General features: G+C 62.1%; 13 protein-coding genes and 1 pseudogene. 11 read left to right on the top strand and 3 right to left on the bottom strand.

The genetic code is table 11. The annotated features are described in order from the left end of the window. The first annotated feature begins 220 nt into the window (after positions 1-220). The 6 genes and pseudogenes from dnaB (at position 221) to I7X18_RS29160 (ending at position 8,793) form a co-directional block, all read left to right on the top strand. Positions 221-2,812 carry a replicative DNA helicase gene (dnaB, locus tag I7X18_RS29180; RefSeq protein WP_404822777.1) on the top strand — a complete coding sequence of 864 codons (2,592 nt, stop codon included), beginning with the start codon at positions 221-223 and terminating at the stop codon, positions 2,810-2,812. A gap of 150 nt (positions 2,813-2,962) precedes the next feature. Then, positions 2,963-3,328: pseudogene (locus tag I7X18_RS30220) on the top strand (TniQ family protein); the annotation flags it as partial. A gap of 171 nt (positions 3,329-3,499) precedes the next feature. Next, on the top strand, positions 3,500-4,711 hold the full coding sequence (locus I7X18_RS29175; protein ID WP_226863502.1) for a hypothetical protein: 1,212 nt from the start codon (positions 3,500-3,502) through the stop codon (positions 4,709-4,711). A 205-nt stretch (positions 4,712-4,916) separates the two neighbouring features. Next, on the top strand, positions 4,917-5,615 hold the full coding sequence (locus I7X18_RS29170; RefSeq protein ID WP_226863287.1) for a TnsA-like heteromeric transposase endonuclease subunit: 699 nt from the start codon (positions 4,917-4,919) through the stop codon (positions 5,613-5,615). After that, entirely contained in the window at positions 5,608-7,749 is a 2,142-nt protein-coding gene (locus I7X18_RS29165; protein WP_193045336.1) for an integrase, read from the top strand. The genes I7X18_RS29170 and I7X18_RS29165 overlap by 8 nt, the downstream gene beginning before the upstream one ends. Before the next feature lie 87 nt (positions 7,750-7,836). Continuing rightward, a complete protein-coding gene (locus I7X18_RS29160) occupies positions 7,837-8,793 on the top strand; it encodes a TniB family NTP-binding protein (RefSeq protein WP_226863288.1) in 957 nt (318 codons plus the stop codon). Here I7X18_RS29160 and I7X18_RS29155 read toward each other — a convergent pair. Then, positions 8,783-10,510, bottom strand: a complete 1,728-nt coding sequence (locus tag I7X18_RS29155) for a TniQ family protein (protein WP_193045338.1) — start codon at positions 10,508-10,510, stop codon at positions 8,783-8,785. The two genes, I7X18_RS29160 and I7X18_RS29155, sit on opposite strands and share 11 nt — an antisense overlap. Positions 10,511-10,569: 59 nt before the next feature. Here I7X18_RS29155 and I7X18_RS29150 point away from each other — a divergent pair, with 59 nt between their 5' ends. Next, positions 10,570-10,827 (top strand): helix-turn-helix domain-containing protein, encoded by a 258-nt coding sequence (locus I7X18_RS29150; RefSeq protein ID WP_193045339.1) that lies wholly within the window; start codon positions 10,570-10,572, stop codon positions 10,825-10,827. A gap of 26 nt (positions 10,828-10,853) precedes the next feature. Here I7X18_RS29150 and I7X18_RS29145 read toward each other — a convergent pair whose 3' ends face one another. Together I7X18_RS29145 and I7X18_RS29140 are read right to left on the bottom strand one after the other, a co-directional pair. Beyond that, complete coding sequence (locus I7X18_RS29145; RefSeq protein WP_193045340.1) at positions 10,854-11,375, bottom strand: hypothetical protein; 522 nt, start codon at positions 11,373-11,375, stop codon at positions 10,854-10,856. A 49-nt stretch (positions 11,376-11,424) separates the two neighbouring features. After that, positions 11,425-11,763: a helix-turn-helix domain-containing protein gene (locus I7X18_RS29140; RefSeq protein WP_193045341.1), complete on the bottom strand. Its 339-nt coding sequence runs from the start codon at positions 11,761-11,763 to the stop codon at positions 11,425-11,427. 554 nt (positions 11,764-12,317) lie between these two features. Between I7X18_RS29140 and I7X18_RS29135 the strand changes: the two genes are divergently transcribed. The 4 genes from I7X18_RS29135 to I7X18_RS29120 all read left to right on the top strand — a co-directional run bounded on the left by I7X18_RS29135 (position 12,318) and on the right by I7X18_RS29120 (position 16,109). Further along, a complete protein-coding gene (locus I7X18_RS29135) occupies positions 12,318-12,575 on the top strand; it encodes a type II toxin-antitoxin system Phd/YefM family antitoxin (RefSeq protein ID WP_193045342.1) in 258 nt (85 codons plus the stop codon). Positions 12,576-13,519: 944 nt separating this feature from the next. Then, entirely contained in the window at positions 13,520-13,819 is a 300-nt protein-coding gene (locus tag I7X18_RS29130) for a type VII secretion target (RefSeq protein WP_193045343.1), read from the top strand. Positions 13,820-13,841: 22 nt separating this feature from the next. Continuing rightward, a complete protein-coding gene (locus I7X18_RS29125) occupies positions 13,842-15,584 on the top strand; it encodes an alpha/beta hydrolase (RefSeq protein WP_232375370.1) in 1,743 nt (580 codons plus the stop codon). A gap of 12 nt (positions 15,585-15,596) precedes the next feature. Continuing rightward, positions 15,597-16,109 carry a lipoprotein LppJ family protein gene (locus I7X18_RS29120; RefSeq protein ID WP_232375369.1) on the top strand — a complete coding sequence of 171 codons (513 nt, stop codon included), beginning with the start codon at positions 15,597-15,599 and terminating at the stop codon, positions 16,107-16,109. The last annotated feature ends 273 nt before the right edge of the window (positions 16,110-16,382 follow it).

Genomic DNA, 16,382 nt, shown 5'->3' with positions numbered 1-16,382 from the left:
CGGTGATATCCATATAACGAATGCCTATCCACAGGTTCTCCCCAAGGCCTCAACACGCCTGTCCTGATCTATGCACAGTCCGTCCACAGGTTCATGAACAGGGCCATCCCCGGGCTCCCTCAGCAACGTCTAACGTTGGCCGTCGCGTGGAGTTGTCGGTAGGGATCCCTACAGTCACAGCCGGCGAAAGCGAACTGGTGTTCGATCTATAGGGGGACTTGTGGCTGTCGTGGACGACCGTGGTCATCCGGATATGGATCAAGGGCCGCCCCGTGAGGACTTCGGTCGCCAGCCTCCCCATGACGCGGCCGCGGAGCAGGCGGTGCTGGGTGGCATGCTGCTCAGCAAGGACGCGATCGCCGATGTGCTCGAGCGTCTTCGTCCCGGCGACTTCTACCGGCCGGCGCACCAGAACGTCTACGACGCGATCCTCGACCTGTACGGGCGCGGCGAACCAGCCGATGCAGTGACGGTGGCCGCCGAGTTGGACCGGCGCGGGTTGCTGCGCCGGATCGGTGGGGCGCCGTACGTACACACCCTGATCTCGACGGTGCCGACGGCGGCGAACGCGGGCTTCTACGCCACCATCGTGGCCGAGAAGGCGTTGCTGCGCCGGCTCGTGGAGGCGGGCACCCGTGTTGTGCAGTACGGGTACGCGGGCGCCGACGGGGCGGACGTGGCCGATGTCGTGGACCGCGCACAGGCCGAGATCTACGACGTGGTGGACCGCCGGTCCTCCGAAGACTTCGTGGTGCTGGAGAACCTGCTGCAGCCCACCATGGACGAGATCGACGCCATCGCCTCCCAAGGGGGCATCTCCCGCGGTGTGCCGACGGGCTTCACCGAGCTCGATGAGTTGACGAACGGCCTGCATTCCGGGCAGATGATCGTGATCGCGGCTCGGCCGGGTATGGGGAAGGCGCTGGCGTTGGATACGCCGCTGCCGACACCGGACGGTTGGACCACGATGGGCGAGGTCGCTGTCGGCGATCAGTTGATCGGTGAGGACGGACGGCCGACGCGGGTCGTCGCGGCGACGGACGTCATGGTGGGGCGGCCCTGTTACGAGGTCGAGTTCTCCGATGGCACGACGATCGTCGCCGACGCGGAACACCAGTGGTTGACGGATACGCGGGCGTCGCGGAGATCGGCGGAGTCGGCGGCGGTACGCACGACGCAAGAGATCGCAGCCACGCTGCGCTGCCAGACCGCCGACCGCAGGCTGAACCACTCGGTGATGAACGCCGCACCACTGCAGGCGTCGGCGCGTGAGCTGTTGGTGCCCCCGTACACGTTGGGGGCGTGGTTGGGTGACGGCACCACCGCCTCCGCGCAGATCACCAGTGCGGACCCCGAGATCCTGATGCGGATCGAGGGGGAAGGCGTCGAGGCGCACCCATCGACCAGCGCTCCGTACCGGTATCAGCTAAAGCTGCCCGCGCCTGTGGCCATTGCGCCGCGGCCGTGCGAGGTATGCGGCGCAGAGTTCGTCCCTCAGACCAGTCAGGTCCGTACCTGCGGGCGCTCCTGCGGCGGCCGAGTGCGATTCGTGTCTGCGCCGGTGCCGGCACCCACGTGTGAACGCTGTGGTGGCAAGTCGTGCGGGTTGCGTCTATGCCAGAGCTGCCGCAACGAGGCGGGGACGCTGCAGGGTCGACTCCGTGCGATCGGAGTGTTGGGCGACAAGCACATTCCGAAGGACTACCTGCGAGCTTCGGAAGCGCAGCGGCGGGCGGTGTTGGCCGGCCTACTCGACACCGATGGCACGGTCACCGTCGGTGGGGGAGTTCAGTTCAGTGTCACGAACATGCGGTTGGCCGCCGATGTAGCGGAATTGATTGTGAGCCTGGGCTATCGGTGCCAGACCGCGACGAAAGTCGTGAAGGGCCGGACCGAGAGCTCGTCGACCGCGTACACCCTCAACTTCTCGACCGACGACGAGGTCTTCGGGTTGAGCCGTAAGGCGATACTGCACAAGGAACGACGTGGCGCGGCGAGCACCGCCCGCTCGAGCTCGCGGTTCATTATCGATGTGCGGCCGGTCCCCAGCGTCCCGGTGCGGTGCGTGGAGGTGGACAACGCCAGCCACATGTACCTGGCGAGCCGGTCAATGGTGCCCACGCACAACTCCACACTGGGGCTGGATTTCATGCGGTCGTGCTCGATCAAGAACCAGTTGCCGAGCGTCATCTTCTCGCTGGAGATGAGTAAGTCCGAGATCGTCATGCGCTTGCTCTCGGCGGAGGCGAAAATCAAACTGGCCGATATGCGTTCGGGCCGGATGAGCGACGACGACTGGACGCGGTTGGCGCGGCGCATGAGCGAGATCAGCGAGGCGCCGCTCTACATCGACGACTCACCGAACCTGACCATGATGGAGATCCGGGCCAAGGCACGCCGGCTGCACCAGAAGGCCGGTCTGCGGCTGATTGTCATCGATTACCTGCAGCTGATGACGTCGGGCAAGAAGGTCGAGTCGCGCCAGCAGGAAGTGTCGGAGTTCTCCCGAAACATGAAGCTGCTGGCCAAGGAACTCGAGGTCCCGGTGATCGCGATGAGCCAGTTGAACCGTGGTCCGGAGCAGCGGACCGACAAGAAGCCGATGCTGTCGGACCTTCGTGAGTCGGGCGCAATTGAGCAGGACGCGGACATGGTGATCCTCCTGCACCGGCCGGACGCTTTCGAGCGCGACGACCCGCGTGGCGGTGAAGCTGACCTCATCGTGGCCAAGCACCGTAACGGGCCGACGAAGACGATTACCGTTGCGCACCAACTGCATTTGTCGCGGTTCGCCAACATGGCGCACACGTAGCCACATGTCGAGATGCAGTGATGATTGACAAGCGTGCATTGATTGTTAAACAACATCGTCAGTGAACCTGACTTTCCTCGACGCTTAACTGCAGGTCAAGTCGATATAGGCCCTATCGGCCCGACGGCCTTGTCAAAGTAGCTGTGCAAAGTGAGAGTCGACCGTCGCCTACTGCCGGTTCGGGTGCAACCACTTAAGGGTGAATCGCTCGAATCGTGGTTGGAGGCCACCGCGCTGGCCACGGGCATGACCGTCGGCGGCGTCGCAACGATTGCTAATTTGCCCGCCGCCGCAATGTCGACTTGGACGAGGTGGCTGTCGCCGGCACAATCACAGTCGCTAGCAGCCGTCACGGGCGTACCTCCAGAATCTCTCGAGGCTATGACCCTGAGTCGGTACGACGGAGCGGCCTTGAGGCTGGATCCGGAATCTCACCGCCTTGACCCCAAGTTTCCTTTCGGGCCGCTGTCTCGGTCTCGGTTCTGCCCCGCCTGCATACGCGAGACAGACGGGAGGTGGCAGCTACGCTGGCGGCTCGGCTGGTCGTTTGCGTGTCCAAGACACGACTGTCTTCTTGTGGACTTCTGTACGAAGTGCGGTAAGCACCAAAGGCTGACCCAGCCTTACAGGCGTAGACCTACTCCGACCACCTGTAGGTGTGGACAACCGCTGGGCGCTGTTCCCACGATGCGATGGCCAAATGATCATGCATTCTCCTGGGCGCAACGAACTATCGATACCTTTATCGACTCAGGCGCCAACACTTTCGGCGTTTTCCGTGAGCACCCGGGGCAGTTGCCGGAGGCCCTGGACGCGGTTCGGAGCCTGACGAATCGGGTGTTGACTTCTGCCTCGGTGCGGCCCCTACGCGTCAAGGGGCTAGAGGGAGACTCAACCGCCGAAGTCGAAGTCGAGTATGTCTCGGCGACCGCTCGCGGAACGTTGAATGCCAAAGCGCCACAATCCGCTATCGATATGGCGGTCGGCGTTACGGTGGCGTTGTCGGTCCTGCGGAACGCCACTGTGAGCGAGTGCGGGCGTGCGGCTCAGTGGTTCGTCGAGGGACAGAACGCGTGTGCCGCCTCGGGTGAGATTGGGTCCTGTGCGCGGGATAGCACAGTTGCCGCCGCCATCGTCTTGAAAGCGCGCAGTGACAGCATGGGCCCCGAGCTGCAACTCCGATACCGAACGGCCACGGCAATGCCATGCGCACCTGCGTCTGGCCGAAAACGGATACAGAAGAAGGCTGCGCATCTGCCCGCGGCGATCTGGCCCGAATGGGCATCGTGCCTGCTAACCGGTCGTCGCAAGACCGTGGTCCTGCGCGAGGCGTTATCGTGCGCGACCCTCCTCGTGGGCGCTGCGAATCTGAAAGTTGCTGAAGTCCTACAACTCTTAGGAGTCGCCGTAAGACCAAGCCTTCTGACTCAACAGCTGTCGGCTTTGAGCGTCACCGGCTCGTGGAAGCCCGTTAGTCTTGCGCTGGTCGAACTGAGTGACTTCTTGGAACAGGCCGGCGGCCAAATCAACTACGACCGTCGCCGCCGATTGGACTACTCAATGTTGCTTGACAACGATGCTCCTCTACAACGGTTAGCCGAAGGCGCCTATTTACCATTGTTGGTAAATTCACCACCAATGGTAAATTCACTGGTGGCGACGAGGTGCTACCTGATCGAAAGAATAAGCGGGTCGCCAAACCTGGCATTGTCCGATTACCCCGAGATGGACGAACGGGAACTGAACACACTCGTGACTGCTTTTAGGGCGGGACTTGCAGGTACCGCCGTCACTGCTCTAGATCAAGTCGCTCGCGAGTTCCTTGCGCAGCAAGACGTTGCAGAGCCGGTGCACTGGCATCCCCCTCTAAAACTGCTCAAGAGGTTGAACTTTCAGTAATCGCGACGTAGATGCCCGAGTGCGCAGCAAAACTGCGTACCGATGGAGAAACTGATACTAGTTTTCGAATTTCGGTCTGTGAACTACCTCCGAGGTGCATATTGTGGCGCACCTAACCCTAATGGAGGTAAAGGCTGTGAGTCGCACGAAATCATTGACAAACGTTCGAGTTCTATCGGACGGCGTCCTACATCTCGAATGGGTAATGAAGTTTCACGACGGCGTGAAGACAAGATGGATGTGGCAAGTTCAAGGCGCGCCACCACTGCACAAGCTCGCGCCGATCCGTACGCCTCGGTCGTCGTCCAAGAACCGTCATATCCCGGTATCGGCATATTCGCACACCAACTCTGGTGTGCTGCATCTGGAGTCGGGACTTGAGCACGACTTGGTTCGCAAGCTCGATCGTGATCCCGATGTGGTTCTGCTGATCGCTCAACCGTTCCGCTTGGAATGGAGGACCGATGACTCCGTGAGCCACGTTCCTGACCTCCTGACCCAGCACACGGATGGAAGCGTCACTGTGTGGGACGCCAGATCATTGGAGCAGCAAGACGACGACTTCCGCACCAAGAGTGGCGTCACTCGCCACGCATGTGACCGGGTTGGCTGGCGCTACCGGGTGTTCACAGGAGTGAGTACCACCGAGCGCACGAACTTGTTGTGGTTGCACGGGTTTCGTCGCAGACCTCTCTGGGCGGACCGCTTCGAGGAGGAAATACTCCGCATGGCCGAACGTGACGGTCAGACTGTGGGCTCGCTTCTCGGCGCCGATGACGGGACAGGTGAAAACATCTCGGTGGTTTGGCATCTGGTGTGGACTGGCGAGTTGCGTCTCGACATGGGCACCCAGTGGACCTTGTACACCCCTATCTCAGCGAGATCGCGGAGAAGCCATGTCTGATGGACGTACCAGCCTGATCGAAGGCACGAAAGTCCTGACCCAGCGAGGGTTCGCACTCACGGGTGTAGTCGGCGCTGCGGGTGTCACTTTGCACTATTCCTGCGGTGAAACGTCGGTGGTCAGCTGGGTGGCGCTCGGCGTGATCCGCGGCCTCGAGGGCGGCGAGGTCTGTGCGCTTTCTGATTCGCTACGCCCACTGTGGGACACCCTCGTAGACGACGTACGCGAAGCGGCGCTGTTCAAAATGGAAATCGTCCAGGAAATCCTGACCGGCTACCGCGATGGTCACCAGTGTCTTGCACGTCCCGGTGAGCCGCGACCCCCGTACGGCCCGAGCGGAGCGTCCGAGAACCAACGTTGCAAAGCGATGGCAGCAGAACTGAATGCTGGGGCACAACTTGATCGGAGAGTGCGGGGGCGGCTTCAGGATGGTGAAACCCGACCAGCTCAGTACAGCCCCTCCACGCTTAGGCTCTGGGTACGTAACTTCAAGGAGCGCGGCCTCCTCGCTCTGATCGATGAGCGAAGCACACGGCAAAGCAAGTCCTGGGAGTTGATCGACTCGCGGTACCGCCAGGTGGCAACCCAGATCGTCGACACCCTCGACGGGGACCGATCGACCATATCGAATCAAGAGATCGACCGCCGCACCCGAGTTCAATTGAAAGAGAATGGTATCGATGACTTTGTAGCGCCTGAACGCATCACCCGCGAGTACCTCGCTCACCTCAAGCGGGAGCGAGGAACCACAACCCGGGCGCAGAGGAGTCGCAAGTCCCGCAGGGTCTCCGGTGCGAAGCACTACCCGGCGATTCGGCCGGGACAAGTCGTCGCCATCGACGTCACTCGCGCCGACAATCTCGTCTACGACCCTCTCTCCGGCGACCCGTGCAGCGTGGAGATCATCACCGCCATCGACGTGGCGACCCGGGTGGTCCTCGCGTTACGCGTCGTCCCGCGAAGTGCAAAAGGTTTCGAAGCAGGATTGTTGCTCTACGACATCTGTCGGCCTTTTTCTCTGCAGGTCGATGGCACCTCGATCGGAGACTGGAGGTGGGTGGGGCTACCCGAGCAGCTCGACTTGTCTGGCGTACCCATTCAGGTTGGCAAACGTGTTCTCTCGCCGAACTTCACCACCCTCCAGGGCGAGCACGGGATCCCGTCGGTGATGCCGGATGCTATTCGCTGTGACCACGGGTCCATCTTCGTATGCATGCAGTTCCGGGCGCTTCTGATCATGCTGGGTATTGACCTGATGCTCAACCGTGGCGGAAAGCCGAACGACAACCCGCATGTGGAGCGGTGGCACGAAACCATCCAACGCGGCTTGCAACAGATCCCAGGGTACAAGGGCCGCAATGTCTCTCAACGCGGCAAGCTCGTCGCGGAAGAACCGTTGTTGACCGCTCGCCAACTGCAGGATCATCTGTGCCGTTTTATCGCGCTGGACTACCACCGCTATGGGCACGAGGGCATCATCCTGCCGGGGGAGGAAGCGGCGAGGGTGTGTCCACTCGAGCTGTGGGATGCGATGACCGAGATCACCGGGCGCATCGATGTACCGCAGCAGCCGGATCTGATCTACCAGTTTCTCCCGGTCAAGTGGGGCACGATCAGTCACGCCGGCGTCGAGTTCAAGAACATGGTGTATGACTCTCTGACAGTTCTTGAGCCCTACCGGTCGGTGCCGGTCGGGCAGTTCCGAGCCGGCGACCGCGCGGCACCCTTCTTTTATGACCCACAGGACCTCTCACGCATTTGGTTTCACGACCCCGCGACGAAACGGGTGGAACCCATCGAATGGCGCGGCTCGGACCGCACCGTTGCCCCCATGACCGAGGCCATCGTGAATCTCGCGCTCAAGCGCATTCGCCGCCGCGGGGGGAACCTGGTGCTCAACAAGCACTCCGCCACGCGTCAGATCATCGACGAGCTCGGGCAGATCACCGAGACGCCTGCCAAACCCAAGTTGCAGAAACAGCTGATCGCGGCCAGGATGCGGGAAGAGCGGGCCAAGATTGATCATGCTGAGGCACAACGGGTTCAAGACCACCTACGGCCCGCGCGGCCACCCGCAAGGCGTAGGTCGGCGGCGGCGCGGGAAGTCTGGCCACCCCTTCCCGAGGGGATCTAGTTCGTGGACGCGCAACTGTGGCATGAGTACTGCGTGAGGCAACCTCCATCAGAACCTGCGCCCCTCACAGTGAGGCAATGGAAGGGGATGAACGACCAGGAACGTGAAGACCACCTGGACAGGCTGACCGCATGGTTGCAGAACCTGTTTTTGCCGACGAGCGAGGTGGATCAGATCTTCAGAGAGATTTCCAAGGCTGTACGAATCAACAAGCTGACACCACCAGGTGCCAAGACCCTGCCAGCACTCTCGGGGCCGAACTATGCCGGCAAGAGCACGATGATGATGCGTTGGGCACGCGAGAAGTACCTGATGTGGATTGACGGCGCTGAACTGGACACCTACGGACGACCGATCCTCCACCCCGAACCCGGGCACGAAGTCGATCTGTGTCCGCTCGCGTGGATCGACCTCGACGCTGCATCCCAGATTAAGGACGTTGATGCGGCCATTCTGGGCGTGTTCAACTTGCCCGCGGACGGGGTGAAACGAGACATTTCGGCAGCAGCGATGGAAGCGGTGCGACGACATCGAACACAGGTCGTCATCGTTGACGACGTTCATCTGCTGAAGACGAACTGGAAGTCGGGACGGGACGTGCTCGATCACATCAAACACCTCAATACACGCCTCGGTCAGATCGGCGTCTCGTTAGTTCTGATCGGCGCCGATCTAGAAGACACGGCCCTGGTAAACGACCCGCAGATCGCATGCCGCCTTCGCCTCAGTCGTTTCGGGCCTTACAAAGTCGAGAGTCCCGATGATGAAGAGGACCGTGTGGGCTGGCAGGTGATTGTGCGTGACTTCGAACAGTTACTTGCTCCTCACCTGCCGAGAAGCAAGCCCGAGGAGTTGTTCAGGGAGCTCGCCGGGGCACTTCAAGAGCGTACTCAGGGCTATCTCGGAGACCTCAAAGCGCTGCTGTGCGAGGCGGCGATCAACGCAACCGTCGACGGCACGCACAAGATCCTGCCTCGCCATCTCGATGAAGTGGATCTGAGCAAACGTGCCGACGAAGGATGTGGCCTAGACATCAGCTCATAGCGTCGGTTAGCACAAGCGCGCGAAGGAAGTCCTTCGACGCCTCGGGGAGCTTGTCGCGGAAGGCGCGGTAAGCCACCTTCGCCGGTGGCGTCGGCCCCTCGGCCCAAGCTGGGCTGGTGTCAAGGGTTCCTTGTGCCACCTCACACCACATCCAGGTCACGGCGTACGGCAACGACGTTGACCGTCGCCGCGGTGAGGTCGTGTCACGCCAACAGTCCTCCCATGCAACCGGGTTGGCGGCGAGCGCGCGAACACGGGACTCGCGTACACGGAAGTCACGGCCGCGGGGGAGCGCACGGTGCGCCTGACGAACCGCTTCCTCGAGGGCGGCCGGGGTGACGCGCATTCGGTTGCTGGCAGCACGGGCGGTGCGCCTTCCGATGTCCGGATCCAGGTTGAGCTGAAAGGCGGCCTCGGACCAGTTGGTCGCGGGGCTCACCAGCCGCACGACGCACAGCGACACATACATTCTGCCGGTCACCTCGTAGCCGCCGAGCATGCCCTCGAAAAGCTCCGCATAGAGAGCGGCGTCGAACAGTTGCGGGATCGCCGCGGGCAGGAGGCTGCGGCCGCCATCGCTGACAGCGCGCAGTCGGCGACCGACGTGACGGCGTGGAGCCACCGCGGCATCGATGATCTGCGTGGTGGTGGTCGTCTGGGTGGTTCGCTGCTTGAGCCAGACCGCGGGGCCGTTGTGATCCTCGATCAACCAGAGCCAGCCGGCGAGCCGGTCACCTGCGGCCTGCACATTGTCTTGGCTCAGAATGTTGTGGGCTTCGGCGAGTGCGCCGCCTCGCGCCGCCGCGCTGCCGGGTGGGGTGATGCCCCACCGCGGGCCGCGACGTGATGTCGTGCGGGTGGCTGCCTCTCGATGAAGCTCCTCGCCCCAGGCCACTGCCGATTCCCCGCCCGACCTCGACAACAGATGAAGCAGCAGGGTCGCGACGTGCCGGAGTTCAGCCAGGTACACCCGGGCGTCGGTTGTGCTCCCGAGCATTTTGGTCGGGCAGCCCTCTATTGCCTGTTGAATGGCGCAGGTCGCAGCGAGGACTTCGGGGCCCGCAGGTTGGCTACTGTGAGCCGTGACCGGGTGGTGGCAGTGGGTGCGCAAGCCCAACGAGTTACCGCACGGCTCCGCCGCGCTGAGGATAGGTCGCAGTGTTGCGTAGCGATGGGTGCGGAACCGCTTGCCGCAGCCGGCGCAACGCGGCGTGAGTAGGACCCGATGACGAACGCAGGCGGCGATGATAGGGAGCCGCCACGCCAGTTGCCACAAGCCATCGCTGGCAAGGCATTCCGGGCATATCGCAGAGCCGAACTGCGGAAACCACCCCTGCATGACAACCTGACGAAAGCTCGTGCGCTCCCGCGGATTGAGCCCATCCAACTGCAGTGGTAAGCCCCCGCCAAAGCGGGCGAGCGTTGCGTTTTGCAGCTCCTCAGGACAGACGCCGCTGATCCGCGCCAACCGATCGAGGAACGCCGGGTCGACCTCGAACATGAGGAATGCTGTCGTCGGGATGCTCGGGCCGGCCAGCGAGGCCAGCACGCGCAGGAGTTGGCGTGAGCGCAGACCGTTCGCGCGAGCGAGCCGCTCCAGGAAGCCGTCCAGGGATTCATCGCGCTGAAGGGTGACTCGAGAGGGCAGGAGTTCGCGCCTGGCGGGCGCGTCAGCCTTCCCGCTTGGTCCAGCTGCGTGGGCTGCGGTGGAACTCATCCAGCAATGTAGAACTACTGCTACAGACTTTTGGCCTTTTGTGCCCATTTCTTGTCTAGGTGCCCACCAGTCCGAACCAGCATGATCCACGCCGCGTCGACAAATGGGAGCAGCGACGACGTGCCGTCGGGCAGAACATCAGGAGGGTGCGAACCGAGCGGGGCCTGACGCAGGAGCGGCTGGCGGAGTACTGCGGGGTGGATCGAACGCTGCTGGTCGCGGTTGAGTCAGGCCGCCGAGGTCTGCTGTACGAGCGACTGTTCGATATCGCCGACGCGCTGGAGGTCTCCGTCGCCGAACTCGTCCGGAACGCGTGACATCCGAGCGTTAACGATTACCTACCTCACCTGGGTGGCGTGACGTAAGGGCGATAGCGTCGGCCGCCGGCGGCAGCGGATGCGGCCGCGCAGTCGGCGCAGATCGTCTTATACGCGGGCTCCGGATCATCGGAGACCGATAGTCGCGCTTGCTCACCGCAAACCTCGCACACCGACTTCGAGAATCGTTCGGCCACGTCGACCAGAGCAGAAAACCGTTCCTGTACAACGGGATCGCTAATCGATGAGCCCGCGTAGTAACGGAGCGCGCCGTACTTCTGCTTGATCTGCTGCACCACGTAGTTCGGGTCTAGGTCGAGAAGGTGCTCGTGTAGCTCGATGATCAGGTGATACCACCCCGCCTCGCAATCGATCCACCGTCCCCAGTGCGGTGGGATCCGCGACAGGATCTCGATAAGCGCTTCGCGGTGCGGCCCGGCGTCGTCGGGGATTTCCATCCCCAAGATCTCAGGATCCTCGGGGTGCTGGAATCTTTGCCCCCCCGTCTGCCCCTCGTCGCCGGAGCTTTCAGCCTCGTTCAGCATCACAGGGGATCTCCCTCCGTCATGTTGCCGGCGTCTCCGAGAAGGCTGGTCTTCAATCGTCCAGGCGCTCGGGCAGGAACACCTGTGGCGACACCTTGAACGCTTTGGCGAGCTCGTACACCACGTCGATGCTCGGACTCGTCTCAGCACGCGAAAGCCTGTAAAGACTGGTTTGGGACGTGCCCCGCAAAGCCTGTCCCATCCGCTGATACCTCAGCACTTGCGATAGCGACGTGCATTTCGCTTGTCTAACGCGCCCCGTTTCAACATCGCGCGCGCCGGTGACTCCCAGAAGCTGATTGAAAACGTCGGCAAAAAATTTCGTCGCGGGGCCTACGTGGGGCCTAGGAGATTTCTTTCGAGGGTTTTGTTGAACGACAAAATCGGTCACCACAAGTCCTTTCCTCGGATCTAGTCGATCTCTGTATAACTTGCCACCAAAGATTAGCTCTTAGTTGAACTACCGCAACACCAGGTACGAGTTAAGCAGCGGGCTGCGGTTTACGCAAGCGCGGTCTTTGATGCAATCAGCGTCCAAATTGGCGCGAAACTTTCTGACAGACCACGGAATAGGACTGGAAGAGCCTCGAGCCCGTTCAAGTCTGGCCAGCACGTTGTGCATATCGTGACTAGCCAGCGCCGACAATCTTTGTAAAGGGAATTTGCTGGGAGTTCCGGAAAGTGGAAATCTAGACCTCGCACATGTCAGTACTCATATGTCTTCAAATCATTTGAAGTAGTAGCACGACTGCAGCCGAAAGACGGCGGGATAATCTGCTGATTTTTGAAACCATCATTTTTCAAAAGGGTTAAAGGGGTGCGGAACTGATGCAAGGGTGTCGAGTGTCTCGAGCGCCGCCTTCCCGAAGAGGGTCTACTACTAGCCATTGCGCCGTGTCGGAAGATTGAGGGATAATGGTGCCGCGACTGTGCTAAGACAGCGTCATGGAGTCCGTTGACCTCCGGGACTTTGGGCGGCAGGCGGCAGAGCTTGTACGTCGGGCTGAGGCTGGCGAAGAATTCCTGATTACTAGTGCAGGCCGCCCGGTAGCCAAGTTAGTTCCGCCGAAGCCGCGGTCATGGCGGCGATGGCCAGACGTGGCCGAGGTGTTTGCAGGATCTGGCGATCCGAACCTTCAGCACGAGCGCGTCGAGATTGAAGATGGTGTTATCGACCCGTGGGATCCCTCCGCGGGGCGTTGATGGGCCGGTCGCCAGACACTCGACTGCGGAGCCCCACCTCTGGCGTGCCGGCGATCGGGCGGTGGTTGTGCCGGTCAGTGCGCACCAGATCTGCCAGTAGCTTGGCATCAGAGGCGATCCGCTGCGCCGAAAACCAGGTGAGGTAGAACGTCAACGGCAGTACTGTCGACGCTCGATGGACGAGCGGGACGGGTATTTCGGCGACGATGTTGCAGCGACCTACGATTCGGATGCTTCCGACATATTCAGCGACGACATCGTCGGTCCAACGGTCGACGTTCTGACCCAACTAGCCGGCGGTGGCAGCGCACTCGAATTCGGTGTCGAGCCACCACCGACGAAGCCGAACACGCCTCCGCGATCGCCTGCGAACGATGCGGAGAACCGAGCATCCTGCACCCGACTCGCCGCGGCTGGGTCGAAACCCTGTGTACCTCATGGCCGACGAGCGCGGATAAAGCCTGTGCCCCTAGCATTGACGCGCTGAGGTGGGGGTAAACGTCGTGGTCAACGTCGGTCTCGCCGCGGTAGCTTTGTACTTTCGTTGGTTCAGGGAGGTGCAGTGGTAGCTCAACGAACACCGAAGACGGTGGTGGTATCGAAGGCTGCCATCAAAAAGGCTGGCGTGCGCTCCACCAAGGCCTCGGCCAAGTTGGAAGACAGGGTGGTCCCGGCTGACCATCGCCGCTCTGCGGCGGTCAAGGCCTACCTCGCGAAGCAGCAGCCGCCCAAGCGCTAATCTCGGGAGCGCCTCAGCGCGCGGACGCTTCCCCGATCCTCGCTGTGGCCCACCGCAGACCGGACGCGGTCCACGTCGTCCGCCCGGGGCGCATGTCGACGGCGACGGCAGGCGGTCCGGGCAATCTCCGGCGAGCGACGCCGCAGGTCCTTCCAGACAAAGTTGATGTGCGGCACCCTTTCCTTGCGGACTTACCATCGTTTCTATGGCTGCTACGTTGCGCGTTGACCCTGGGCGCTTACGCGTTGCCTCAGAGGCGCAGGCCGATGTCAGCGCCTACGTCGCGGGTATCAACGCAGGCCAATCGATGGCAGGTGCAGTGCAGGCGATGTCAGGACTGGACAGCGGCAAGGCGTGCCAGATCGTCGCCTCGGTGCTCGACGGTGCGGCCGCGGCGGTGAGCGCCGACCTAACGGCGCATTCGGAGCGGCTATCGTCGGCTGCCGAGCGCTATCACCAGGCAGACAGCGAGTTCGCCCAGCGATTGCGACGGATCGCCGAATGAACCGGCCGGCTGGAGGCGCCGCGTGCCGGTGACAATCCCGCAGGTCGAAGCCTCCAATCCGGACAGCCTGACGCAATCGGGCACCGCACTTGGTCAGTCCGCCTCCGGACTCAACGACCGGATCCACCAACAGCAGAGCACGCTGAACGCCCTGAAGTCCTCCTGGCAGGGCTCGGGGTCTGACGCGGCGATCGCGAAGGCCACCCCGACGGTGCAACAGATGCAGCAGATGCATGAGTCCATGACGAAGCTGCAGTCCACCCTGCAGGAGGGCGGCGCAACGCTGACCCAGACCCGCAACAATGTATTGCAGACAGCCGATCAACTGCGCAACCAGGGTTGGCAGGTCGGGGCCGATGGCAGCGTGTCGGTGCGTCCGGGCAGTCCCCTCGACAAGTACGCGAAAACAAGCCAAGTCAACGCCATGCAGGTCCAGCAGCTCGCGGTAACCAACAGCACGACGATGAAAACCCTTCTCGCGTCGTTTGATACGACAGATCGACAAATCGGCCAAAACCTGCGCAGCGCAGTGGCCGCACTGGATGCAAAGCCTTCGACGTCCTGGGCCGGCATCGGCGACATCCCTCAAAAGCCCCCGGACACAGGCCCCAGGATCCCGCAGGACAAGTCACCCGACGAGGTCAAGAAGTGGTGGGAGTCCTTGAGCCAGGCCGACAAAGACCGGCTTCTACGCGAGCAGCCCGACAAAGTAGGCAACCTCAACGGCATTCCCGTCGAGGACCGAAGCAAAGCCAACATCGAGGTGATGAATCGCGATATCGCCCGTGTGGAGAACGCGACCGAAGCGGTCCCGTACGACGACATGCAGCGCTACTACAACGCGCTCAAGGTGCGCGACGGTCTCGCGGCCCAGCACGCGAAGACCGGCGCGGAGACCTACCTTTACGTCTACGAGCCGAATGCCTTCAACAACCAGGGCCGGGCCGCGATCGCGATCGGCAACCCCGACAAGGCCGACAACACAGCCGTCGTCGTGCCCGGCACCGGTAACAGCGTCGAATCGGGCTGGCTCAGCCAAGACGACGCGGCGCGTGTCTACGACCAGACTTCCAAGGCCGACCCGACCCGAAGCACCGCAGTCGTAGCTTGGATGGGTTACGACGCCCCCGACAGCATGGCCGACATACGCGTCGGTCAACCGGACCTCGCACGCCAAGGCGGCGACCTGCTCGCCGCCGACGTCAACGCGCTCAGCGTCACGAACCAGGGTGATTCGCACGTCACGGTGATGGGCCATTCTTACGGATCCACAACGGTGGCGGACGCGGCCGCCGGATCGGGGATGCGAGTCGACGACGTCGTACTCATCGGCTCCCCAGGAACCGACCTAGCTCAAAGCGCCGCCGACTTTCATCTCCCCGAAGGCGGCCACGTGTATGTAGGCGCCGCATCCTCAGACCCCGTCACCCACCTCGGCGGCAACCAGTCCACAATTCCCGGCACCGACATCACCGTCGGATTGGGCAACGACCCCGCAGACGACGATTTCGGCTCCACACGCTTCAAGGCCGAAGTGCCCGGTCTCACCAATCCCATCTCCGACCACAGCACCTACCTGCAACCCGGCAGTGAATCGCTGTACAGCATCGCCACCATCGCATCAGGGCACGGCAATATGTTGGAGGATCTCGGAATGACGGCCGACCACCGATTCCAGATCGGCATTCCCGGCCTGCCCGAGATGGGCCCAGAAATAGACCCGGAGATTTTCCGCCCGGGAACCAGCGGACATACCTACGGATAGCGAGCCATAAACGTGAAGACACTGGTATGGCGCAGCGCAGTGACCGCAGCGGCACTCATCGCCGCTCTCGTATCAGGATGTGATGCCGTGAACTCCCTCAATAACGAGGCTTCCAACCCCGTGACGCCTGAACAGTCCAGGGCACAAGTCGTCGACGCCGCAACCGACCTCGTCGACACACTCGACCTGCCGGTCATCGAAGCATTCTTCTGGCATTCCTCGTGCAACGACCAGGGCGAGGCGCCCTTTCGGGGCCAGATCAGAATCGCGTATCCGCCGGCGGAGACCTTCGATGCGTCCAGTGAAGAGATCGCGCAGATGGCGCAGCGACTCCAGGACAGGGGATGGAGTCCCGACCCTAATTTCAAGAGCCACGGCACCGTGTTAAAGAAAAACAACGTCGTTGCCGTACTGGGACCGCAGAATGCAAGCAACCCGAACCGAGACATCCAGGTTTACGGAGAGTGCCGCGACATGACCACGACCAAGGGCGACAACCAGCCCGAACCGGTCACGCTGGGGTGAGTGCTGGCGGTACCCCACGGCTCCAAGACCGGACATGCAGCCCCTGTCCAGGTTCTCCTTGCCGGAACACAATTCACAACTCCGAGCGGGCGATCCAGCGGATCGAGGCGGCCGTACCAAGCTGGCGACATCGACTGTGGCCCGACGCCTCACACGCGCTAGCAGCAGAGGAACCCGAAGCGGTCAATGATGAGATCCGTCGGTTCGTGACTGAACACCACTCGCGCTTGGCCTGACGCCTTGACGACACAGCCAGGCGGACGTGAGACAGTC

Origin of the sequence: Mycolicibacterium baixiangningiae (assembly GCF_016313185.1) — a bacterium.
GTDB lineage: Bacteria > Actinomycetota > Actinomycetes > Mycobacteriales > Mycobacteriaceae > Mycobacterium > Mycobacterium baixiangningiae.
The sequence above is the reverse complement of the archived record's forward strand: the minus strand, read 5'-3'. Positions and strand labels throughout refer to the sequence as shown.